At 66.9% G+C, this 21,664-nt stretch carries 20 protein-coding genes and 1 tRNA gene; 13 read left to right on the top strand and 8 right to left on the bottom strand.

The annotated features are described in order from the left end of the window. Positions 1-4 precede the first annotated feature (4 nt). The 5 genes from EDF46_RS11895 to groL all read left to right on the top strand — a co-directional run bounded on the left by EDF46_RS11895 (position 5) and on the right by groL (position 4,167). Positions 5-1,027: a DUF2332 domain-containing protein gene (locus EDF46_RS11895; protein WP_158614229.1), complete on the top strand. Its 1,023-nt coding sequence runs from the start codon at positions 5-7 to the stop codon at positions 1,025-1,027. A gap of 26 nt (positions 1,028-1,053) precedes the next feature. Further along, the gene (locus EDF46_RS11890) at positions 1,054-1,323 is read left to right on the top strand and encodes a DUF3263 domain-containing protein (RefSeq protein WP_123506461.1); all 270 of its coding nucleotides are present in this window, start codon (positions 1,054-1,056) and stop codon (positions 1,321-1,323) included. A 43-nt stretch (positions 1,324-1,366) separates the two neighbouring features. Next, positions 1,367-1,948, top strand: coding sequence for a LytR C-terminal domain-containing protein (locus EDF46_RS11885; RefSeq protein WP_123506460.1), 582 nt, complete (start codon positions 1,367-1,369; stop codon positions 1,946-1,948). A gap of 187 nt (positions 1,949-2,135) precedes the next feature. Further along, positions 2,136-2,339 carry a cold-shock protein gene (locus EDF46_RS11880; protein ID WP_055963817.1) on the top strand — a complete coding sequence of 68 codons (204 nt, stop codon included), beginning with the start codon at positions 2,136-2,138 and terminating at the stop codon, positions 2,337-2,339. 208 nt (positions 2,340-2,547) lie between these two features. Beyond that, positions 2,548-4,167 (top strand): chaperonin GroEL, encoded by a 1,620-nt coding sequence (gene groL, locus EDF46_RS11875; RefSeq protein WP_123506459.1) that lies wholly within the window; start codon positions 2,548-2,550, stop codon positions 4,165-4,167. Between the two features lie 209 nt (positions 4,168-4,376). On the opposite strand, the gene EDF46_RS11870 is transcribed toward groL, so the two are convergent. From EDF46_RS11870 to EDF46_RS11850, 5 genes are all read right to left on the bottom strand, one after another. Next, positions 4,377-6,074, bottom strand: coding sequence for a cell wall metabolism sensor histidine kinase WalK (locus tag EDF46_RS11870; RefSeq protein ID WP_123506458.1), 1,698 nt, complete (start codon positions 6,072-6,074; stop codon positions 4,377-4,379). A gap of 48 nt (positions 6,075-6,122) precedes the next feature. Then, positions 6,123-6,815 (bottom strand): response regulator transcription factor, encoded by a 693-nt coding sequence (locus EDF46_RS11865; RefSeq protein WP_056056979.1) that lies wholly within the window; start codon positions 6,813-6,815, stop codon positions 6,123-6,125. Positions 6,816-6,957: 142 nt separating this feature from the next. After that, the gene (locus EDF46_RS11860; RefSeq protein ID WP_123506457.1) at positions 6,958-8,592 is read right to left on the bottom strand and encodes a DNA repair helicase XPB; all 1,635 of its coding nucleotides are present in this window, start codon (positions 8,590-8,592) and stop codon (positions 6,958-6,960) included. Between the two features lie 102 nt (positions 8,593-8,694). Further along, on the bottom strand, positions 8,695-10,560 hold the full coding sequence (locus EDF46_RS11855) for a helicase-associated domain-containing protein (RefSeq protein ID WP_123506456.1): 1,866 nt from the start codon (positions 10,558-10,560) through the stop codon (positions 8,695-8,697). Between the two features lie 33 nt (positions 10,561-10,593). Continuing rightward, positions 10,594-10,875: a hypothetical protein gene (locus EDF46_RS11850; protein WP_123506455.1), complete on the bottom strand. Its 282-nt coding sequence runs from the start codon at positions 10,873-10,875 to the stop codon at positions 10,594-10,596. Between the two features lie 89 nt (positions 10,876-10,964). Here EDF46_RS11850 and EDF46_RS11845 point away from each other — a divergent pair, with 89 nt between their 5' ends. Beyond that, positions 10,965-11,342 (top strand): cold-shock protein, encoded by a 378-nt coding sequence (locus tag EDF46_RS11845; protein ID WP_123506454.1) that lies wholly within the window; start codon positions 10,965-10,967, stop codon positions 11,340-11,342. Beyond that, on the top strand, positions 11,335-11,958 hold the full coding sequence (locus EDF46_RS11840) for a DUF3027 domain-containing protein (RefSeq protein ID WP_123506453.1): 624 nt from the start codon (positions 11,335-11,337) through the stop codon (positions 11,956-11,958). Before EDF46_RS11845 ends, EDF46_RS11840 begins: the two co-directional genes overlap by 8 nt. A 129-nt stretch (positions 11,959-12,087) precedes the next feature. Here EDF46_RS11840 and serC read toward each other — a convergent pair whose 3' ends face one another. Continuing rightward, positions 12,088-13,200 (bottom strand): phosphoserine transaminase, encoded by a 1,113-nt coding sequence (gene serC / locus EDF46_RS11835; RefSeq protein WP_123506566.1) that lies wholly within the window; start codon positions 13,198-13,200, stop codon positions 12,088-12,090. Between the two features lie 146 nt (positions 13,201-13,346). Between serC and EDF46_RS11830 the strand changes: the two genes are divergently transcribed. The 3 genes from EDF46_RS11830 (at position 13,347) to EDF46_RS11820 (ending at position 16,063) form a co-directional block, all read left to right on the top strand. After that, complete coding sequence (locus tag EDF46_RS11830; protein WP_123506452.1) at positions 13,347-14,039, top strand: metal-dependent transcriptional regulator; 693 nt, start codon at positions 13,347-13,349, stop codon at positions 14,037-14,039. 242 nt (positions 14,040-14,281) lie between these two features. Next, a complete protein-coding gene (locus EDF46_RS11825; protein WP_123506451.1) occupies positions 14,282-15,205 on the top strand; it encodes a C40 family peptidase in 924 nt (307 codons plus the stop codon). Between the two features lie 366 nt (positions 15,206-15,571). After that, positions 15,572-16,063, top strand: coding sequence for an HNH endonuclease (locus tag EDF46_RS11820; RefSeq protein ID WP_123506450.1), 492 nt, complete (start codon positions 15,572-15,574; stop codon positions 16,061-16,063). Positions 16,064-16,085: 22 nt separating this feature from the next. On the opposite strand, the gene EDF46_RS11815 is transcribed toward EDF46_RS11820, so the two are convergent. Together EDF46_RS11815 and EDF46_RS11810 are read right to left on the bottom strand one after the other, a co-directional pair. Beyond that, the gene (locus tag EDF46_RS11815) at positions 16,086-17,045 is read right to left on the bottom strand and encodes a 3-hydroxyacyl-CoA dehydrogenase family protein (RefSeq protein ID WP_123506449.1); all 960 of its coding nucleotides are present in this window, start codon (positions 17,043-17,045) and stop codon (positions 16,086-16,088) included. Then, entirely contained in the window at positions 17,042-17,980 is a 939-nt protein-coding gene (locus tag EDF46_RS11810; protein WP_123506448.1) for a sugar phosphate isomerase/epimerase, read from the bottom strand. The genes EDF46_RS11815 and EDF46_RS11810 overlap by 4 nt, the downstream gene beginning before the upstream one ends. Positions 17,981-18,067: 87 nt before the next feature. On the opposite strand from EDF46_RS11810, the gene EDF46_RS11805 reads away from it, so the two are divergent. From EDF46_RS11805 to EDF46_RS11795, 3 genes are all read left to right on the top strand, one after another. Next, positions 18,068-18,139 (top strand) — tRNA-Arg (locus tag EDF46_RS11805). Between the two features lie 233 nt (positions 18,140-18,372). Further along, positions 18,373-19,236, top strand: a complete 864-nt coding sequence (locus tag EDF46_RS11800) for a Dam family site-specific DNA-(adenine-N6)-methyltransferase (RefSeq protein ID WP_123506447.1) — start codon at positions 18,373-18,375, stop codon at positions 19,234-19,236. Then, positions 19,233-21,536 carry a DGQHR domain-containing protein gene (locus tag EDF46_RS11795; protein WP_123506446.1) on the top strand — a complete coding sequence of 768 codons (2,304 nt, stop codon included), beginning with the start codon at positions 19,233-19,235 and terminating at the stop codon, positions 21,534-21,536. Before EDF46_RS11800 ends, EDF46_RS11795 begins: the two co-directional genes overlap by 4 nt. The last annotated feature ends 128 nt before the right edge of the window (positions 21,537-21,664 follow it).

Below are 21,664 nucleotides of genomic sequence, written 5' to 3'. Positions count from 1 at the left end.
GGGGGTGAGTCTTGCCCAGCGGTTCCTGTCGTTCGCCGAGGCGTCCGAGGCGTCGGGTTCGCCTTTGTACGCGGAGTGGGCCCGCGGCGTCGCTTCGGATCTGGAGCTCCTGGCCGTCGTCGAGCGGGCACCGGCGGCCAAGCGGCAGCCGGCCCTCGTCTTCGCCGCGACGAGGTACCTGGGCGGTCCGGTCGACGCGTTCCCGGTCGTCCGGGCCTGGATGCTCCGGAATGCCGTCGCGATCGTCGCCGAGCTCGAGATCCGCTTCACGCAGACCAACGACGTCCGGCGCACAGGCCCCGTCGCGGCAGCCCTGGCGCTCGCCGGGGTCGACGGCCCGGTCACGCTCCTCGAGGTCGGAGCCTCCGCCGGACTCGGCCTCTACCCCGACCGCTATGACATCCGCGTGGGCGCCGCCCGGCTCGGCGACCCCGAGAGTCGCGTGCACGTCGCGGTCGACGTCCTCCCCGGGGCGCAGGAACCCGCCCTCCCCGCCCTCCCGCCCATCGCCGCGCGCTTCGGCCTCGACCTCGCCCCCCTCGACCCGAGGCGCCAGGGGGAGCTCCACTGGCTCGAGATGCTCCTCCCGCCCGAGCGCACCGACCGGGTCGAGCTGCTCCGCGACGCCGTCGACGTGCTCCTCGACGACCCGGCCCCGGTGATCGCAGGCGATGCGGTGCAGGAACTCCCCGACCTCGTCGCCCTCGCCCCTCCGGGCACCACGCCCGTCGTCGTCACCTCGGGCACCCTCGTCTACCTGCCCGGCGCGCGGCGGCAGGCCTTCGTCGACCTGATCGCCGGGCTCGGCGTGCGGTGGGTGTCGTACGAGAGGTCGGGCCTCTTGACGGGGGTGGCCTCGACGGTGCCCGTTCCTGCGCCCTCTGCTTCTGACGCCGACGCTTTCGCGACCCTCGCGCTCGACGGGACGGCACTCGCCGTCGGCGACGCCCACGGCACCCGCCTGCGGTGGCTCCCTTCTGCGTCGCCCGACGCGTGTCGCCACGGCGGCGGAGCCCGGCCGACCTAGTATGTGCGGGACCGAAGGGTGAGACGATGCAGCAGGGCGAGGCGCGATCGGCCGGTCTGAGCGACCGCGACCGGCGGATCCTCGACTTCGAGCAGCACGCGCCCGTCTCGCCCCCGCGCAAGGCCGCCGCGATCCGCTCGGAGCTGGGGCTCACGGCACCGCGGTACCAGCAGCTGCTCGGCTCACTCATAGAAAAACCGGGTGCACTGGCCTACGCGCCGATGCTGGTCGGGCGGCTGCTCCGTCTCCGCGACGCCCGGGACCACGCGCGCAGCACCCGGACCTTCGGGCGCTGACTTCGAACGGCACCTGCCCGAACCACGAAAAGACCTGACACGCATGGCCAAGTTCCCGACCGACCGCTTCGACGGCGTGCCCGACTCCCTGCTGCGCGTCGGCGCCCACCGCACCGGTGCGAAGCGCCACACCGGCCTCATCGTCTTCGCCTGGGCGGCCCTCGCCACCGGGATCCTGGTCGGCGCCGGCATCATCACGCTGACCGCCTTCAACGGCAGCTTCCAGTTCACCAGCGGATCGTCGAGCGCCTCGTCGGCCACGGCGACGGCCACGGCGACCGCGACGTCGACTCCCAGCCCGACGGCCTCGGCGCTGACCGACCCGTCGAAGGTCGACCCCGCGAAGACCACGATCACGATCCTCAACGCGACCACCACCCCGGGGCTCGCCTCGGGCGCCGGCACGACGCTGAGGAACGCCGGCTGGACGGTCGGCAACGAGGGCAACGCGTCGTCGCAGGTGTCGACCTCGGTCGTGTACTACGACGACTCCGCGGCCGACAACGAGTCGATCGCCCTCGGCGTCGCGAAGAGCCTCGGCATCGACACCGTGCAGGCATCGACGGCCTTCCCGGGTGCGACCATCACGGTCGTGCTGGGAGCGGACTTCACCGCCTCGTCGTAGCGTCAGCACCGGGCTTACCCCTGGATTGCGCCGCTTGTATGACGCGAAATGACGGGTGTGGTTACGTCCGTGTAAACAACCCTCGTCGGGGTACGTGAACGGCTCTCGTCTTTCATTACTATCTGGAACCAATCGGCACCCCGCGCCTGGGCTCGTGCCGTCTGCCAGACAGCTAGGGAGTACGAAAATGGCCAACGGAACCGTCAAGTGGTTTAACGCCGAGAAGGGCTACGGGTTCATCACCGTCGAGGGGGACGGACAGGATGTCTTCGTCCACTACTCGGCCATCGACATGAGCGGATACAAGGTTCTCGAAGAGGGTCAGGCCGTCGTGTTCGAGGTCGGCACCGGCAACAAGGGTCCCCAGGCGGAGGCAGTGCGCCTCGCCTGACCCGCGGAACCCTCGAGACGGCGTCGCTCCCCACCGGGAGCGGCGCCTTTTCGCTTGCTGTCGACGCGCGCGGATTCGCTTGCACTCGATAGGTGAGAGTGCCAGAATCAATTGGCACTCGTGATTATCGAGTGCCAATGGCTCACCTGTTTCACGGCACCAGCCGGGGCTACCTGCCCCACGACGTCCGGGAGGGACGAAAAACCACATGGCTAAGATCATTGCTTTTGACGAAGAGGCCCGACGCGGCCTCGAGCGCGGCCTGAACATTCTCGCCGACGCTGTGAAGGTCACGCTCGGCCCGCGCGGTCGCAACGTCGTCCTCGAGAAGAAGTGGGGCGCCCCCACGATCACGAACGACGGTGTCTCGATCGCCAAGGAGATCGAGCTCGACGACCCGTACGAGAAGATCGGCGCCGAGCTGGTCAAGGAGGTCGCCAAGAAGACCGACGACGTCGCCGGTGACGGCACGACGACGGCCACCGTCCTCGCCCAGGCTCTCGTCCGCGAGGGCCTCCGCAACGTCGCCGCCGGCGCCGACCCGATCAGCCTCAAGCGCGGCATCGAGAAGGCCGTCGCGGCCGTCTCGGCCCAGCTGCTCGAGAACGCCAAGGAGATCGAGACCAAGGACGAGATCGCTGCGACCGCGTCCATCTCGGCCGCCGACCCCACCATCGGCGCGCTCATCGCCGAGGCGATCGACAAGGTCGGCAAGGAGGGCGTCGTCACCGTCGAGGAGTCGAACACCTTCGGCACCGAGCTCGAGCTCACCGAGGGCATGCGCTTCGACAAGGGCTACCTGTCGCAGTACTTCGTCACCGACCCCGAGCGCCAGGAAGCCGTCTTCGAAGACGCCTACATCCTGATCGTCAACTCGAAGATCTCGAACATCAAGGATCTCCTTCCTGTCGTCGACAAGGTCATCCAGTCGGGCAAGCAGCTCCTCATCATCGCCGAGGACGTCGACGGAGAGGCTCTCGCGACCCTCGTCGTCAACAAGATCCGCGGCATCTTCAAGTCGGTCGCCGTCAAGGCCCCCGGCTTCGGCGACCGTCGCAAGGCGCAGCTGCAGGACATCGCGATCCTCACCGGCGGCCAGGTCATCTCGGAAGAGGTCGGCCTCAAGCTCGAGAACGCCACGCTCGACCTGCTGGGCAAGGCCCGCAAGGTCATCATCACCAAGGACGAGACGACCATCGTCGAGGGTGCTGGCGACGAAGAGATGATCGCCGGCCGCGTCAAGCAGATCCGCGCCGAGATCGAGAACACCGACAGCGACTACGACCGCGAGAAGCTCCAGGAGCGCCTCGCCAAGCTCGCCGGCGGCGTCGCCGTCATCAAGGCCGGAGCCGCCACCGAGGTGGAGCTCAAGGAGCGCAAGCACCGCATCGAAGACGCAGTGCGCAACGCGAAGGCCGCCGTCGAAGAGGGCATCGTCGCCGGTGGTGGCGTCGCCCTCATCCAGGCCGGCAAGACCGCGCTCGAGACCCTCGTGCTCGAGGGCGACGAGGCGACCGGCGCGAACATCGTCAAGGTCGCCATCGACGCTCCGCTCAAGCAGATCGCCTTCAACGCCGGCATGGAGCCCGGCGTCGTGGCCGACAAGGTCCGCAACCTGCCCGTCGGCTGGGGCCTCAACGCCGCCACCGGCGAGTACGTCGACATGCTGGCCGCCGGCATCATCGACCCCGCCAAGGTGACGCGCTCCGCTCTGCAGAACGCCGCTTCGATCGCCGGCCTCTTCCTCACCACCGAGGTCGTCGTCGCCGACAAGCCCGAGAAGGTCTCGGCTCCGGCCGGCGACCCCACGGGTGGCATGGACTTCTAAGTCCGACTGCGTCGAAGGCCGGTTTCCCCTCGGGGGAGCCGGCCTTTGTCGTTGGCGCGGGTCGGCGTCGTCGCCCAGGCAAGGATTCGCGGGGTAGACGTCCTTGTGGCGGGCGCAGGAACTAGCCGTTCTCCTTGTGGGGCGTACAGACGCGGGGGCCGATCCTGTCCTACGAGCACAGCGTCCTTCGCAGAGGACCGCGCGCGCGGCTACGCGGCGGGGGCGGCGGGGAGCAGGGGCAGCGAGACGCGGAAGGTGGCGCCGCCGCCGGGGGTGTCGAACACGTCCACCTCGCCGTGGTGCGCGGCGACGATTCCCGAGACGATGGCCAGGCCGAGGCCCGAGCCGCCCGTGTCGCGGGTGCGCGACGAGTCGGCGCGCCAGAAGCGCTGGAAGATCTTCTCGCGGATCTGCGGGGGGATCCCCTCGCCGTGGTCGATGACGTCGATCGTCGCCATGCCTCGGCCGGGGTCGGCCTGCACGGCCAGCTCGATGGGCGCATCGTGATCGGTGAACCGCATCGCGTTGCCCATGAGGTTGGTGACGACCTGGCGGATCTTGTTCTCCTCACCGAGCACGACGGGGTTCACGACGGGGCGGCGCTCGAGGCTGAGGCGGGGACCTCTGAGCCCCGGACGGCCGGGCTCGGGAGCTGTCTCGGCGCCCGCCTCGGTGGCGCGGGCTCTGCGGCTGCGGAGGCGCGCGAGAGTGGCGCCGGCGAAGGCGATGGGGCCGGTCGCGCCGGGAGGCGACGCCGGGAAGGACGCGTCGGACCCGAACACGTACTCCTCGCCGATGGCTCCGCCGCCCGGCATCACGGGCTCGCGCACGATGACGCGGATCTCGCGGTCGGTGTTCGACGCCATGGTGTCGAGAGCGGAGTCGCGGGCGATCGTGACCAGGTCGACGGGGCCGAGCTCGAGCGGCTTCGACTCGTCGAGGCGTGCGAGCTGCAGGAGGTCTTGCACGAGGCCGCCCATGCGGATGGCCTCCTTCTCGATGCGGTCCATCGCCTGGGCCACGTCTTCGGGCTTCGTCAGCGCGCCCATGCGGTAGAGCTCGGCGTAGCCGCGGAGCGAGACGAGGGGGGTGCGCAGCTCGTGGCTGGCATCGCCGACGAAGCGCCGCATCTGGTCGATGGTCTTCGCGCGGTCGTCGAACGAGCGGTCGATTCGCGCGAGCATCGTGTTGAGCGAGCGGTTGAGACGGCCGACCTCGGTGTGGGGCGAGGTGGTGTCGAGGCGCTGGCTGAAGTCGCCGTCGGCGAAGCGCGCCGCCGTGTCTTCGACGTCGCGCAGCGGCGCGAAGGTCGACGTCACCAGGAGCCGCGTGATCGCGGCGCCGAGCACGACGACCGACAGGCCGAAGCCCAGGAAGATGTAGGTGAACCGCGAGATGGTCGAGTTGGTCGTCGCGAGGTTCTGGCCGGTGATGATCGTGACCGGGATGCTGGCGCCGGTGCTCTCGTTCGTCGCCGTCGCCTCAGCGGCCGCGAAGAGCCGCCACTCCTGCGTGCCCGACTTGTTGTAGCCGGTGAACGGCGTCGAGTGGTTCTTCGCGACCGCTTCGGTGAACGACGGGAGGTAGGGCGTGGAGCCCTCCGGCGACAGATCTTTCGCGTTGTCGCAGATCAACGAGCCGTCGTTCGCGACCAGTGCGTAGTAGGTCGTCTTGTAGCTGCCGAACTCGGCGCTGCAGTACTGATCCCCGCCGGGCGTCCACTTCTGCGTGCCGACGACTCCCGCCTTCAGGTCGCGATCCACCTGCCCGTAGAGATAGGTGCTCAGCACGGTCATCGTGCCGAGACCCGCGACGAGCAACCCGAGGGTCACCAAACAGACCGTGATCCCGGTGATCTTCGTGCGGATGGAGATCTCGCTCCACCACTGCGACAGGCGTGAGTGCATAGACGGACGAGATTAGGCGATGAGCCTGGGATTTCGGCTCAGCACGCGTCAGGCCTTGGCGGCCTTCAGCATGTAGCCGAAGCCGCGCTTCGTCTGGATGATCGGCTCGGCCGAGAACTGGTCGAGCTTGCGGCGCAGGTACGAGATGTAGCTCTCGACGATGCCGGCGTCGCCGTTGAAATCGTACTCCCACACGTGGTCGAGGATCTGCGCCTTCGACAGCACGCGGTTGGGATTGAGCATGAGGTAGCGCAGCAGCTTGAATTCGGTGGGGCTGAGCTCGATGGCCGTGTCGCCGATGGTGACCTCGTGGGTGTCCTGGTCCATCGTGAGCTCGCCGGCGCGGATAATCGCGTCTTCGTCCTCGTTCATGGTGCGGCGCAGGATCGCCTTGATGCGCGCGACGATCTCGTCGAGACTGAACGGCTTGGTGACGTAGTCGTCGCCGCCGACGGTGAGGCCGGTGATCTTGTCCTCGGTGTCGTCCTTGGCGGTGAGGAACAGGATCGGCGACGTGTAGCCCGACGAGCGGAGGCGCTTCGTGACGCCGAAGCCGTTCATGTCGGGGAGCATGACGTCGAGGATGATCAGGTCGGGCTCTTCTTCGAGAACGGCCGAGATCGCCTGAGCTCCGTTGCCGACGGCACGGACCGCGAAGCCAGCGAAGCGCAGGCTCGTGGTCAGCAGGTCGCGGATGTTGGGCTCGTCGTCAACGATAAGGATCTTGGGGCCGTCGCTCATGCCTCTTAGTATCTGCGCGGCGCCTAAGCGTTTGCTGGGAGGGGGTGGGGCGGGGGGTGGTAGCGCGCTGGCGGCTGGTCAGGGCGACGGGTGTCGCAGTTCCTGCGCCCGCCGTGTCGGAGCCGGGCTGGACGGCTCGGGCTCAGGCGGCGAGCAGGGGGCTGTCGAGGATCGTGTAGCTGTAGCCCTGCTCGGCGAGGAAGCGCTGACGGTTCTGGGCGAAGTCCTGGTCGACGGTGTCGCGGCTCACGAGCGTGTAGAAGCTGGCGGGGATGCCCGACTTCTTGGGTCGGAGCAGACGGCCGAGGCGCTGCGCCTCTTCTTGGCGGGAGCCGTACGAGCCGGAGACCTGGATCGCGACCGTCGCCTCGGGGAGGTCGACCGAGAAGTTGGCGACCTTCGACACGACGAGCACCTTCACCTCGCCGTCGCGGAACGCCTGGAAGAGCCGCTGACGCTCGTCGACCGGGGTCGCGCCGGTGAGCTTCGGGGCGTCGAGGGTCTCGGCCAGCTCGTCGATCTGGTCGAGGTACTGGCCGATCACGAGGATCTGCTCGCCCTCGTGCCGCTTCACGAGCTCCTTGACGACGTCGAGCTTGATCGGCGCCGTCGCCGCGAGGCGGTAGCGCTCGTCGTCGGCCGAGGCCGCGTACTCGAGCCGGGCCTCCTGCGGCAGGTCGACGCGCACCTCGTAGCAGCTGGCGGGGGAGATGTAGCCCTGGGCCTCGATCTCCTTCCACGGGGCGTCGAAGCGCTTCGGTCCGATGAGGCTGAACACGTCGCCCTCGCGGCCGTCCTCGCGCACGAGCGTCGCGGTGAGGCCGAGGCGACGACGGGCCTGGAGCTCGGCGGTCAGCTTGAACACGGGCGCGGGCAGCAGGTGCACCTCGTCGTAGACGACGAGGCCCCAGTCGTTGGCGTCGAGGAGGGAGAGGTGGGTGTACTTGCCGGCCCGTCGCGCGGTGAGGATCTGGTAGGTCGCGATGGTGACCGGCTTGATCTCTTTCACGGCGCCGGAGTACTCGCCGATCTCGTCTTCGGTGAGCGTCGTGCGCTTGAGCAGCTCGTCGCGCCACTGCCGGGCGCTGACGGTGTTCGTCACCAGGATCAGCGTGTTCGTCTTGGCCTGCGCCATGGCACCCGCGCCGACGAGGGTCTTGCCGGCGCCGCAGGGGAGCACGACGACGCCCGAGCCGCCCTCGAAGAAGTTGTCGACGGCCTTCTGCTGGTAGTCGCGGAGGTTCCAGTCGGCGGTGTCGAGGTCGATCGCGTGCGGGGTGCCCGGGGTGTAGCCCGCGTGGTCTTCGGCCGGCCAGCCGAGCTTGATGAGCTGCTGCTTGACCTCGCCGCGTGCCCAGGGCAGGAGCTCCCACAGGTCGTCGGCCCGCTTGACGCCGAGCAGCTCGCCGATCTTCTTGGAGCGGGTGACCTCGTTGAGCACGGCCTTGTCGGTGCCGCGCAGGAGCAGCTGGTCGCCGTCGCGCTCGATCACGATGCGGCCGTAGCGACCCACCGTCTCGGAGATGTCGACCGTGACGCTCTGCGGCACCGGGAACTTCGAGTACCGGTTGAGCGTCTCGAGCATGTCGTCGGACGAGTGGCCGGCGGCCCGGGCGTTCCACAGGCCGAGGCGCGTGATCCGGTACGTGTGCACGTGCTCGGGGGCGCGCTCGAGCTCGGCGAAGACGGAGAGGTCGTGCCGGGCGTCCTCGGCATCGGGGTGCGCGACTTCGAGGAGCACGGTGCGGTCGCTCTGGACGATGAGGGGGCCTGTCACAAAGAATCAGTCTATGCAGGGCTGCTCCGCGCGAGCCGGGTGGGGGTACGTGTTCGCGGTGGGCGTCTCTGCGGCCCGCTCGGGCTCGCCCCGGGCCTCCCGCTAGTCGTGATCGGGCGTGGCGACGCCGACGATGCTCGACAGCGGCAGCGTCCGCTCGATGTCCGACTTGCGGTCGCGCCCCCGAAGGCGTCCGCCGCCGACGCCGGTCGGCTCGATCTGCAGGTCGGTGGTCGTGCCGTCGGGCATCGCGACCGACACGACGACGGTCATGCGGCTCTTCACGGCGGCGTCGAGCTGCCGGGCGATCCAGGCGCGCTCGGTGTCGTCGTCGGTGGCGGTCGCGGTCACCCGCTCGACCAGGCCGTCCAGAGGATCCGGCGACGGAGCCGACGCAGGTCGACGACCACGTCGTCGAGCCGGGGGCCGGACGGGATCGCCCGCCGCATCCTCGATCAGCACGGGGTACCGCTCGTCGCTCAGGGCCCAGTACACGGTCTCGGCGCTGAACCGGCACAGCATGCGGTGCGCGTCGACACGGATGAGCCCGAGCGGGTGCAGCGCCTGGTCGACCGAGACGGTGTCGAGCAGGGCGGCGTCGTCGCTCCGGAGCCGGCTCACGGCGCCGATGCGCCGGGCCACCTCGTCGAGCTCGGACGGCTCGAGGTCGTGCGCCCGGTACCGGCCGTGGCGCTGCGCGGTCTCGGTGATGAGGTAGTCGACCGGCTGCGGCATCCCCGTCGAAGACAGGGAGCGCAGGAACTCGCGCACCCCGTCGGCCGACTCGCCTTCCGTGAGCGCCTGCCGGATCCGCGCCTCGCTGATCCGGTACGTCGCCGCGAGCCCGGCGCTCTCGACGTCGGCGATCGTGCGGAGCCGCGCGTCGAGCGCGGGCGCCAGCGGGCCCGGCGCGACGACCGTGAGATCGTGCTGGAGGTAGACGTTCTCGATCGGCTCGGGCAGGAGCGCGCGCACGACGTCGGTCGCCGCCTCGAGGCCGTCGCCGAGGAGTGCGACCGCGGCGCTCGTCGGGCGCGAGTCGACGGTGAGCCCGAACAGCGCCGCCGAGCGCGCGAAGGCCTCGAGCCGCTCGGTCACCCAGGCGCCGCCCGCCGGGAAGTACCAGGTGCTGAACGTGCGGAGCGGCTCGCCCCACGACGTCGAGCTGCGCTGGTCGAGCACGGTGCGGATCTCGCCCGGCAGCGCGCCCAGCCACGCGGCCACGAGCGCCGCCCAGCGGTCGGCCCACTCGGCGAGCAGCCAGTCGTCGGCGCGGGAGGTGGGGGCCCAGCCGTCCGGCCCCACGTCGACCAGGCCGGCGGAGCGCGCGGCGTCGAGGAGAGGAGCGACGTCGTCGACGTCGATGCGGGCGGCCTCGGCCAGGCGCCGCGTCTCCGGCAGCGCCAGACCGCCGCGCGCCAGCTGGCGCGCCGGGCTCTCGGACACCGCGCGCACGATCTCGGCGACCTCGACGACCACGGCGAAGAGGCGCTCGGCGCTCGCTGCGTCCTGCGCCGACCGGTCGACGTCGTCGACGGCCTCGAGGACGACCGGGGGAAGCGTCTCGGCCAGGGCCGGGAGCGACAGCGCGGGGTCGTCGTCGAGCGCCTCGATGACGGGCTCGTACGTGGTGATGACGCCGTCGCGGTCGAGCACGAGGAAGAGCCGCGTGAGCCGCTCGAGGGCGCGCTCGACGTCGGGCGGCGCCGTGGTGAAGGCGGGGTGGGCGGTGGCGGGGAGTTCCTGCGCCCGAGTGGGATGCGCGGCCGCGCGGAGCACCAGGAGCGCGACGCGGTCGAGCCGGGTGACGACCTCGCGCACCGACGGGCGGTCGAGCAGGACGTCGGCGAGATCGAACGCGTCTTTCACCGCGTTGGGGCGTGAGACCTGTCGCTCGCTCAGGCGCTCGGCGAGCTCGGATTTCGGAAGGCGGCGGAGCTCGCCCGCGAGGTCGAGGGCGCTAGCCACGAGGCGCCTCTGCCTCGCCGTGGCGGCCGTGTATCAGCGTGAGGTCTCTCGGTTCTCTCGGCTGCGGCGCACCAGGCTGACGATGACGTACGAGATCAGGAGGAGCACTGCGATGGGGAACGCGAGGGCGGGGAGCACGGTGACCGTGGGCCAGATGCTGCTGTCGCGGTTGCCGATGCCGGCGGCGGCGCCGATCAGGATGATGGCGATGCAGACGACGCCCAGGCCGGCCACCGAGATGGCGGCGTACGACAGCACGCGCTCGACGCGGCGGATGCCGGTCGCAGCGTCGGCGGAGAGAGTCTTGGTAGCCACAGGCCCCAGCGTAGTCGGGGCGGCCCTGGCTGTGGCCCCGTATGCTGTAGGTCGCCCGCAAGGGCGCCCCGCAACCAAGGAGTTCAGTCATGCCCACCGGCAAGGTCAAGTTCTACGACGACGAGAAAGGCTTCGGCTTCATCTCCGGCGATGACGGCCAAGAGGTCTTCCTCCACGCGTCGGCCCTGCCCGCAGGCACGACCGGGGTGAAGGCCGGAGCCCGCCTCGAGTACGGCATCGCCGACGGCAAGAAGGGCGCGCAGGCGCTCTCGGTCCACGTGCTCGAGAAGGCCCCGAGCCTCGTCGAGCGCAACCGCCGCTCGGCCGAAGACATGGCGGTCATCGTCGAGGACCTCGTGAAGATGCTCGACGGCGTCGGCAACCGACTCCGCCGGGGCCGCTACCCCGAGAACGGCCCGCAGGTCGCCGCCGTGCTCCGCAAGATCGCGGACCAGCTCGATGCCTGAGGCGTTCGACTCGGCACGGGCCGACGACTATTACTCGCTCGCCCGCACGGCGCTGCTCGAGATCACGCGCGACGACACGATCGGCGAGCCGTTCGAGATCGTCGACGAGGGCGAGGGCGTCTCGACGGTCCGCTTCGAGAACACTCTCCCCGGCTACCCGGGCTGGCTCTGGACCGTCAGCATCGCCGAGCTCGACGGCGAGGCGCCGAACGTGCTCGAGACCGAGCTGATTCCGACCGGCGACGCGCTCCTCGCACCCGACTGGGTGCCGTGGGTGGAGCGCCTCGCCGAGTACGAGGCCTCGCAGGAGGCTGCGGCCCACGCCGACGAGTCAGGTGAGGACGGCTCCGACGACGACGATTCCGACGAGGACGAGTCCGACGACGACGACTCCGACGAGTCGGATGACTCCGGCGACGACGACGACCCCGACGACGACGATGACTTCGACGACGAGGACGACGACGAGTCGGACGACGAGGACGAGTCGGACGACGAAGAAGAGAACGAGGACGGCGACGACCTCGCCCCTCGCGAGGAGTTCGACGGCATCGACGTCGAGGAGGCGGCTGAGGCCGCCGGCTTCGACCCGGCTGCGACCTCCGACGAGAAGTAGCCCCCGCTCGGCGCGCATTCTCGAGGAGATCGGCGCGCCGACGAGGCCGGATCGGCATGCGCTGGCGGGATCCCGCGCCGGGCTCCTCGAGATCGGGAGGAGCCCGGGGCGGAGCACGCCTCGTGACGGCTAGAGCGCGCCGACCACGAACTCGATCGACTTGATCAGCTGACGCACGTCGTCGGGCTCGATGGCCGTGAACGTCGCTACGCGGAGCTGGTTGCGGCCGAGCTTGCGGTACGGCTCGGTGTCGACGATGCCGTTGGCGCGCAGTGCCGTGGCGACGGCGGCTGCGTCGATCGCGTCGTCGAAGTCGATCGTCGCGACGACCTGCGAGCGGTGGTCGGGGTCGACGACGAACGGCGTCGCGTAGTCGGAGGCGGTCGCCCAGTCGTACAGCGCTCCGGAGGACTCCCTGGTGCGGGCGTCGGCCCAGGCGAGCCCGCCGTTCTCGAGGATCCACCGCGTCTGGTCTTCGAGCAGGAGCAGGGTCGCGAGCGCCGGGGTGTTGAGGGTCTGGTTGAGACGCGAGTTGTCGACCGCATTCTTCAGGCTCAGGAACTCGGGGATGTAGCGGTCGGTCGCGGCGATGCGCTCGATGCGCTCGATTGCCGCCGGCGACATGAGGGCGAACCACAGCCCGCCATCGGAGGCGAAGTTCTTCTGCGGCGCGAAGTAGTAGACGTCGGCTTCGGCCGCGTCGAACGCCGCTCCGCCCGCCGCACTGGTCGCGTCGATGACCGTGAGCGCCCCGGCGTCGCCGGCCACGCGCGTGACGGGAGCCATGACGCCGGTGGAGGTCTCGTTGTGCGGCCAGGCGTAGACGTCGACGCCATCGACGACCTCGACCTCGGCGCGCGAGCCGCCGGCCGCGGTGATCACGTGCGGGGCCTCGAGCCAGGGGGCGCCGGCCGCCTTGGCGAACTTGGAGCCGAACTCGCCGAACGAGAGGTTCTCGGCGCGCTTCTCGATCAGGCCGAACGACGCGGCGTCCCAGAAGGCGGTCGAGCCGCCGTCGCCGAGGACGACCTCGTAGCCGTCCGGCAGGTCGAACAGGGTGCCGAGGTCGGCGCGGACGCGGCCGACGAGGTCTTTCACGGGAGCCTGGCGGTGCGAGGTGCCCAGGATCGTCGCCCCGGAGGTCACGAGGTGCTCGAGCTGGGCTCCGCGGATCTTCGAGGGGCCGCAGCCGAATCGGCCGTCGGTGGGAAGGAGGTCGCGAGGAATCTGGATGTCCGCCATGCGAACGATGGTATCGATCGCGGGGTACCGGTCGGTCACCCTCAGACGACCCCCAGGTGATCCGGCCCTAAGGCGGGGGCCGGTAGGATCGGGTCCACGCGCGCGGACACCGGGGGCCCGGTGCCAGCAACGACCAGGAGGCACCGTTGACCGATCTCGTCGACACCACTGAGATGTACCTTCGCACGATCCTGGATCTCGAAGAGGAGAACATCGTGCCTCTTCGCGCCCGGATCTCGGAGAGGCTCGGTCACTCCGGCCCCACCGTCTCGCAGACCGTCGCCCGCATGGAGCGCGACGGCCTCGTCATCGTCTCGGGCGACCGCCACCTCGAGCTGACCACTGCCGGTCGCACGAAGGCGACCCATGTGATCCGCAAGCACCGCCTTGCCGAGCGCCTGCTCGCGGACGTGATCGGACTCGACTGGGCTCTCGTCCACGAAGAGGCCTGCCGGTGGGAGCACGTGATGAGCGAGCAGGTGGAGCGCCGTCTGCTCGACATGCTCGACCACCCGACCGAGTCGCCCTACGGCAACCCGATCCCGGGCCTCGACGAGCTCGGCGACTCGCCCGCCGGCCGCTTCATGGACGGCGTGATCTCGATCGTCGACGTGGCCTCGCAGAATCCCAGCGGAAAGTCAGGAACAATTCGTCGCCTTGCCGAGCCCGTGCAGTTCGAGCCGGACTTCCTCCAGCAGCTCCACGACAACGGGGTACAACCTGGCAAGACCGCCACGGTGTCGCAGGCAGGCACGTATGTGCGGGTTCAGGTGGAGGGGTACGACGATGCCATCGAGCTGTCCAGCGACGTCGCGGCGCACATCTACCTGGCTATCTGAAAACCACAAGGTCTCTTTACCTTTTCGTTACAAATGTCCTCCTTCAGGATGACACGGAGGTCGTACTCGGGTACGCTCGCCAAGTCCAAACAACCAGGAAGCCGGTTGCCGGGCCCGTGGCGAGACGTCTCGATTCCCATCTCTCGCCGTGAGTCGTTGATCCAACGAACGGATGGGTCGTGAGGCCCGGTCGCAGCTACAGCTGTGGCCGATTCACGTCGAGGCGCAGGAGATTCCCCCTCTTGAGCACTGGCATCACTACGACACCGCGCACGACGAGCTTCGTCGCCAGCCGGTCGACCCCTCGCACCGACCCGATCCGCACCGGCCCCGTCACGACGGTCACGGCGGACGCAGTCGTGGCTCCGGTCACCCGCCGCGCCGCTCGCGCCGCCGACAAGGCCCAGGCCAAGGCCGCCGCGTCGAGGCACTCCATGAAGCGCACCGTCGCCAGCGTCGGCGCCCTGACCCTCGTCGCCGGTCTTCTCGGCACGATGGCGCTTCCCGCCTTCGCTCACACCCCCGGCGACAGCGACTCCTCGTCGGCCAGCACCGCGGCTGTCAACGCCGTGCGCGCCAACGGCTCGCAGTCCGTCTCCGTCGCCTCCGGCGTCAAGAACGCCAGCCTCTCGCGCGACGGCTACACGACCACCGTCCCGGTGGCTCCCGTCGTGCAGACGACCACGACTACGACGGCGACCACCCTCTCGACCACCGAGACCGCCGCCTCGACGGCCCAGCGCGCCTCGTTCGCCGCCAGCACCGCCTACACCGGCAAGACGGCCGCCGACTACCTGGCCTCGCCGTCGCACCCCGCGTTCTCGCTCGCCGCCGTCTACCAGACCGCGCTGCAGTACCAGGGCACCCCCTACGTCTTCGGCGGTGCGACGCCCTCCGGCTTCGACTGCTCCGGCTTCGTCATGTACGTCTACGCCCAGTACGGCATCTCGCTGGCCCACTCGGTGCCCGCGCAGTCTGCGGCTGGCACGATCATCTCCGAGGCCGATGCCGAGCCCGGCGACGTCGTCGTGCTCAACAACGGCAGCCACGACGGCTTCTACGCCGGCAACGGCATGATCCTCGACGCCCCCAAGCCCGGCGGTGTGGTGAGTGTCCGCCCGCTGTGGACCACCGACGTCCACTTCGTGCGATTCGGCATCAAGTAGGTCTTGCCGCATCGGCCCCCCTCCCGCGGGAGAGGGGCCGTTCGCGGTTAACACCCTGTAAACCGTTCTCGCCAGTGCTTTGCACCCGGCGGGACGTGTCGTAATGTGAGCGCAACGCAGATCGACGATCCACCAGGAGAGACCGCATGTCGCACCGAGCAGCCACTCGCACCATGGGTGCGCTGCTCAGCTGTGCCATACGGACCACGCGCCGAGGCCTGCACCATTCCGGTGTGCGCTTCGGCGCCCACGACTGAGCACCGCCACTGTGTGGCGGTGCTTTTTTCGTGGGCACCCCTGATGAATCGCTGAACCGCGCGAGATCGAATGCCTGGAAGCCGTCCAGGCCGTTTCGAAAGGGAACCAATGCGCACTCTTGTCCTGAACGCCGGTTACGAGCCTCTCGCTGTCGTGTCGTTCCGACGGGCCCTCGTGCTCGTCATGAGCCACAAGGCCACCGTCCTGGCCGCCGATGCCGATAATCCCGTGCACGGCGCCCGGTTCGAGTACGACCGGCCCTCCGTCATCGTCCTGACCCGGTACGTGCGCCTGCCGCACACGCGGCTCATCCCGGTCTCGCGTCGCGGCGTCCTCCGCCGTGACGCGCACCGCTGCGCCTACTGCGGCAAGGCGGCGACGATCGACCACGTGCAGCCCCGTTCGCGCGGCGGCGTCGACTCGTGGGAGAACCTCGTCGCCTGCTGCCTGCGCTGCAACAACCTCAAGAGCAACCGCACCCCGCTCGAGATGGGCTGGAGCCTGCGGTTCGTGCCGAAGGCGCCGCACGGCGTCGGCTGGGTGGTGCGCGGGGTGGAGCAGCCCCAGGCCGTCTGGGACGAGTACCTGACGGCGGCTTAGCCCTGCGGGGTGTCGACGCGGGTCAGGCGGCGGGCGGGCCCAGCGGGGCGGGGCCGAGCTCGTCGAGCAGACGCTGCATCGCGACGTAGGCCTTGTTGCGGTAGGCGACGAGTTCCTGCGCCCCGTCTTCGGTGTTGTCGAAGTAGCCGCCGCCCGATTTCGTGCCGAACCGGCCCTGCTCGACGAGCGCGTCGAGCCGCGGGGGAGTGGCGAAGCGCTCGGGGAAGTCGGTCTGCATCGACTCGTAGCAGAAGCGGTAGACGTCGAGTCCGGCCATGTCGGCGATGGCGAACGGCCCGAAGAACGGCAGCCGGAAGCCGAACGTGGTGCGCACGACGGTGTCGATGTCTTCGGCCGAGGCCACGCCTTCTTCGACGAGCTGGTTCGCCTCGCTGAACAGGGCGTACTGCAGGCGGTTGAGCACGAAGCCGGTTCGGTCGCCGATGCGGGCGGTCTGCTTGCCGGTGGCGCGCACGATGGTCTCAGCGGTGGCGATCGCCTGCTCGGTCGTCGTCGGGTGCGCGATCAGCTCGACGCCGGGGATGAACGGCGCCGGGTTCGAGAAGTGGATCCCGAGAAAGCGCTCCGGGTTGGTGACATGACCCGCGAGCTCGGTGATCGAGATCGTCGACGTGTTGCTGCCGATCAAGGCATCTGGTCGCGCGGCTGCGCTGATGCGGGCGAGTGTCGCACCCTTCAGCTCGATCTTCTCGGGCACGGCTTCTTCGATGAAGTCGGCGTCTGCGACGGCCTCCTCGATGCTCGCAGCGGCCCTCAGTCTCGGGCGCAGGAACTCGACGGCCCCGTCGCGCATCAACCCGTCGCGCTCGAAGTCGCCTGCCTCCCGCAGCAGCCGCTCGAGGTTGGACTCGGCGATCTCGGCTGACACGTCGGCGAGCACCACGTTCGCGCCGCTCAAGGCGAGCACCTGCGCGATGCCGCCGCCCATGTATCCGGATCCCACCACTGCGTACTCGGTCATCGGTTCTCCTTCTTCAGGGCCTTGAGCAGGCCTCGCAGGTACTTCTCGTTGGTCGCGCTGACGCTCAGGCCGTCTCCGCCGTAGTGCTCGCAGCAGAATGCGCCCGTGTAGCCGGAGGCGAGTGCGATCTTGATCGCCTCGCGGTAGCTGATGATGCCGAACTCCATCGGCGCAGGGCTGGCCACGTAGATCTCGTTCGCGCGGTCTTCGTCGCGGTAGTAGTTCTTGACGTGCCAGTAGTTGGAGTGGGGGAGCGTCTTCTTCAGGGCCTCGCGCCAGTCCTCGATCGGGCGGTGCAGGCGCACGAGGTTGCCGAGGTCGGGGTTGAGGCCGCAGTTCGGGCGGTCGATGTCGGTCTTGAGCCGGACCGCGGAGTCGGCGGTGCCGAGGTACGTGTCCTCGTACATCTCGAGAGAGAGCTCGATCTTCAGGTCTGCGGCGTGGTCGGCGAGTTCCTGAATCCGGGTCACTGCCTTGCGCCAGGTGTCGGCGTCGTCGGGGTCTTTGTGGCCGTCGACGGTCCAGAACCAGAGCTGCTGCTTCTGCGCGTCGGTGAGCGCCTGGTGAAGGCCGATGCTGACGGTGCCGACACCAAGGGCCGCGGCCGCATCGATGGTGCGGTGGGTGAAGGCGAGGTTGTCTTGCCAGTTCTCGGCGTCGATGACGCTGCGGCGGACCAGGCTGATTGCCGGCGTCGCAAGACCTGCACTGGCCGCCTCGTGCTTCAGTGCGTCGAGCTGCTCGGCGCTCAGGTCGCCGACGCGGAGCCAGCCGTCGGTCAGGTCGACTGCCGTGAAGCCGGCTGCGCGCACCTCGTCGAACACCTCCCGCCAGGCTTCAGGCGGGTCGTCTTGAACGGTGGTGCCGTCGCGCTTCTGGTTGGGGAACTGCAGGAGCATCGCGGCGATGGGCCAGGTCTCGGCGGTGAGAGGCATGGGTGCACGCTATTCCCCTGCGGGTGTGCGCGCTCACATGTGACGGCTCTGTAGCCGGGCGTGACGTTCGGTAGGCTTGACGGATCAGCCTCTGTAGCTCAATGGAAGAGCAGTTCCGTCCTAAGGAAAGGGTTGGGGGTTCGAGTCCCTCCAGGGGCACTGCCTTGCGGGCGTGCGTGTTGTCAAGGAACAAGGCTTCATAGCAGTCCGAAGTGGATGTTGTCAGCGAAACTCGCACCGCGGAGGACCAGCTCGAAGTGGTTGTGAATTAAGTGCCGGAACCACCCTGCCTTTTTTATGACTGACAGTCTCTCATTCGGCGTGTTTTGCACAGAGCGACGGGCGGCACGCATATCATCGACCCACTCAACTTCTGTAGGACAAGGACATACATGTCGGAGGCATCACCGGAACCCTCGGCAATGGCGCCGACGTGGTCCCATTTAGGCCTACCGCCCTTTCTTCGATGGGCGGGCGGAAAACGTTGGCTTGTCTCCTACGTTGAGGAACTTACAACCGGCATACCGATTCGCAACTACCACGAACCCTTCGCTGGTGGCGCTGCTATATTTTTCGGGGTTGATTTTGGGGGCCATTCGTATCTGTGCGACCTAAATGCGGACCTCATCGAGACCTATTCCGCGGTGCGAGATGCCCCAGAAGACGTTTGGAACCGGTTACGCAAATACAAAAACACGGCCCAGGACTATTACGAGGCTCGTGCGGCCAGACCACGGACGCCAGTCAATCGTGCCGCGAGGTTTATCTTCCTTAATCACACTTCTTTCAATGGTTTGCACAGGGTCAATCTGCGAGGGGAGTATAACGTTCCGTTCGGGTATAAGGAGACGGACAATCGGCCAGATCTGACGCAGCTCAAATTAGCGAGCAGTCGGTTGGAGTCTGCGTCGCTCCTAGTGGGGGATTTTGCGAAAGCGCTCCGTGAAGTTGGCGAGGGAGACCTCGTTTTCCTTGATCCCCCATACACGGTGGCTCACAACAGCAATGGCTTCGTGAAGTACAACGACCGATTGTTCCTATTTGCCGACCAAGAGCGATTAAGCGCCTCGATAGATCAGGTTCGAGACCGGGGCGCTTACTACGTGATGACCAATGCGGCGCACACATCTATTTCCGAGCTTTTCGAGAAGGGGGACAGGCGCGTGGAAACCAGTCGAAAGAATAATGTAGGAGGCAGGTTGGCGGCCCGGGGGCGCGCCACCGAATACCTGTTCACGAATTTACCGATCGCATGACGCTCCCACCGCAGGGCGAGTTGATCCGCGACGCCTTAGTGCCAGAGAAAAGTATTTTGGCCGAGACCCGCAGGCGGTTGGCTCCCGTCTTGTTGCAAACAGTTCCGCCCACCCGTATCCCAGAACTGGAGGAGCAAGGATGGGTAGTTGATACCCGGAATAAGCGTTCTGTGCGCATGAGGAAAGCAAAGCCTCATGACGTGGCGTTTGAGGATCGCGTCTGGGCGACGTTTGCAAAGCTCGGTTTTACCTCGCTGAATAAAGATCGATTCCTAACCCTTAAGTACGGCCCCGGCATCGGAGAGCGCCAACAGATCGACGTCTTTGCTGCCGACGATGACGTCGTTCTAGTGGTTGAGTGCAAATCAACGGCGGAGACTAGGACTGGTCAGTTCAAAAAGGAAATCGAGACGATTCAGGGCCAGCGGGCCGGAATGCTCCGTTCCATCAAGAACGAGTACGAGAACCACAAAGTGAAATTCGTGCTGGCTACGAACAATTACGGCGTTACGAAGCCAACCGCGGAACGGATCGCGGACGCGGATATCATCCATATGGGTGACGAGGTGATTGATTATTACCTTGCCCTAGCAGATCACCTTGGCGCGGCTGCCCGGTTCCAGCTTCTCGGGAATCTCTTCGCGGGCCAGAAAATTCCGAACCTGAACCACGAAGTAGTGGCAATTGAGGCCTCTATGGGCGGCCAGAAGTATTACTCATTCTCTATCGAGCCAGATCGTCTACTCAAACTTGGCTACATCTTGCACAGGAACAAGGCAAACTCGAGCCTCATGCCCACCTATCAGCGCCTTATTAAAAAGACACGCCTTAAGAACGTGGCCCAGTTTGTCGATTCTGGGGGGTACTTCCCTAACTCGCTGATTCTGAGCCTGGAAGGGGGCCCACGCGGTCTTCAATTTGACGCGTTCCGGAAGGTGGACGGACAGACCCGCGCTGGCATCTTGCATCTGCCGCAGACTTTCAGGGCAGCCTATGTCATAGACGGGCAGCACCGCTTGTATGGGTACTCTGCCAGCGCTCGAGCGGCAACGGATCTCATTCCTGTCGTCGCATTCGTGTCGCTCAGTCGCTCGGCTCAAATGCGGATGTTCATGGATGTTAATGAGAATCAACAGGCCGTACCGAAAAACCTCCGTAACACTCTCAACGCCGATCTTCTGTATGCGTCCGATGACCTTCGCGAGCAGTCAAAAGCGCTTAAATTAGTGCTCGCACAAAGACTCGGCGAGGACAAGGTGTCACCGCTCTATGGCCGCGTTCAAGTTGGGGAAGAAACGAAGACTCCGCTTCGGTGCCTCACTATCGACGCAGTCGCAAGAGGTCTCGACAGGGGAGGGTTCATTGGCACATTCACTAAGTCGGAGGTGAAAGAGATTGGTACCTTCTACCGAGGCACCAACGATGCGACTTGCGATGCCCTGTTTGAGTACCTCGCACTAGGAATCGGTCATGTTCGAGAACACCTGGACGTCCAATATAAGCTCGGTAGCGCAGAGGGCGGATTCGTGTTCATTAATAACGGCATCGAGTCGATCATTCGGCTCCTAGGCGACATCGTTGTCCACAATGCAACCCAAGGCGGCGACTACGACCCGAGACTTCAGAATTCGCGAACCCTTTACGAGGATGCAGTACCTTATTTGGACTCTATGATCGATTATCTTGCAGGTCTAGAGCCGGCCGAGGGCCTTGAATACCGACAACTATACGGGTCTGGTGCTGGGACAAAGTACTGGCGGCGTCTGCAGCAAGCGGTGAACGAGGCCCGGCCTGAATTCAACCCGCCGGGCCTAGAGGAGTATCTGCTTGATGAGCAGAAGCAGTTCAACGACGAGTCTCGCGACATGATCGACGCCCTAGAGGCGTTTATGAAGCAAGACGTCCGAAAGCGCCTGCAGGACAGGTATGGGGCAGAGTGGTTCAAGTTTGGTGTGCCCAGGAATTTGCGCGTCGAGGCCGGCAAGATCATGGTCGAACGCAACGCAGATCGGGTGCCTGGACAAGAAATTGACGAGTGGGATTGCCTTTATATCGTCAACTACCGCGACGTGATGATCCAGACGCAGGAACTTTGGCAAGAGCTGTTTGAAAAGCGTTACACGCCTCCTGGAGACGAGAACAAGCCCGGCGGTCGGAAAGGTCGCACCAGTTGGATTGCATCGGTTAGCGATTTGCGCAACGATGTTGCGCACCAACGAACGGTATCGGTCGACGACCACGACCTCCTGACCACGCTGCATACTTGGCTGGTCAAGGGCCAAACTGACAACGATCTGTGACGCTGGTTGGGCGCGCTTTCATGATTCGTGCTGTCATTCGCAATTTAATATGGGTTCGATTCTAGGGCTCGGCGCGGCCATTGTCGCCGACGACCTGTATGAATAATTTTTCAGCGATGGCGCCAAGG

It is taken from the genome of Frondihabitans sp. PhB188, from assembly GCF_003752365.1.
GTDB lineage: Bacteria > Actinomycetota > Actinomycetes > Actinomycetales > Microbacteriaceae > Frondihabitans.
Note: the sequence above shows the minus strand (reverse complement) of the source record. Positions and strands in the feature narration are given on the sequence as shown.

Bases quoted from the DNA above. Each gene is read 5' to 3' on its own strand.
- EDF46_RS11890 (WP_123506461.1), top strand. From the start codon at position 1,054: ATGCAGCAGGGCGAGGCGCGATCGGCCGGTCTGAGCGACCGCGACCGG.
- EDF46_RS11885 (WP_123506460.1), top strand. From the start codon at position 1,367: ATGGCCAAGTTCCCGACCGACCGCTTCGACGGCGTGCCCGACTCCCTG.
- EDF46_RS11880 (WP_055963817.1), top strand. From the start codon at position 2,136: ATGGCCAACGGAACCGTCAAGTGGTTTAACGCCGAGAAGGGCTACGGG.
- groL (WP_123506459.1), top strand. From the start codon at position 2,548: ATGGCTAAGATCATTGCTTTTGACGAAGAGGCCCGACGCGGCCTCGAG.
- EDF46_RS11870 (WP_123506458.1), bottom strand. From the start codon at position 6,074: ATGCACTCACGCCTGTCGCAGTGGTGGAGCGAGATCTCCATCCGCACG.
- EDF46_RS11865 (WP_056056979.1), bottom strand. From the start codon at position 6,815: ATGAGCGACGGCCCCAAGATCCTTATCGTTGACGACGAGCCCAACATC.
- EDF46_RS11845 (WP_123506454.1), top strand. From the start codon at position 10,965: ATGCCCACCGGCAAGGTCAAGTTCTACGACGACGAGAAAGGCTTCGGC.
- EDF46_RS11840 (WP_123506453.1), top strand. From the start codon at position 11,335: ATGCCTGAGGCGTTCGACTCGGCACGGGCCGACGACTATTACTCGCTC.
- serC (WP_123506566.1), bottom strand. From the start codon at position 13,200: ATGGCGGACATCCAGATTCCTCGCGACCTCCTTCCCACCGACGGCCGA.
- EDF46_RS11820 (WP_123506450.1), top strand. From the start codon at position 15,572: ATGCGCACTCTTGTCCTGAACGCCGGTTACGAGCCTCTCGCTGTCGTG.
- EDF46_RS11815 (WP_123506449.1), bottom strand. From the start codon at position 17,045: ATGACCGAGTACGCAGTGGTGGGATCCGGATACATGGGCGGCGGCATC.
- EDF46_RS11810 (WP_123506448.1), bottom strand. From the start codon at position 17,980: ATGCCTCTCACCGCCGAGACCTGGCCCATCGCCGCGATGCTCCTGCAG.
- EDF46_RS11800 (WP_123506447.1), top strand. From the start codon at position 18,373: ATGTCGGAGGCATCACCGGAACCCTCGGCAATGGCGCCGACGTGGTCC.
- EDF46_RS11795 (WP_123506446.1), top strand. From the start codon at position 19,233: ATGACGCTCCCACCGCAGGGCGAGTTGATCCGCGACGCCTTAGTGCCA.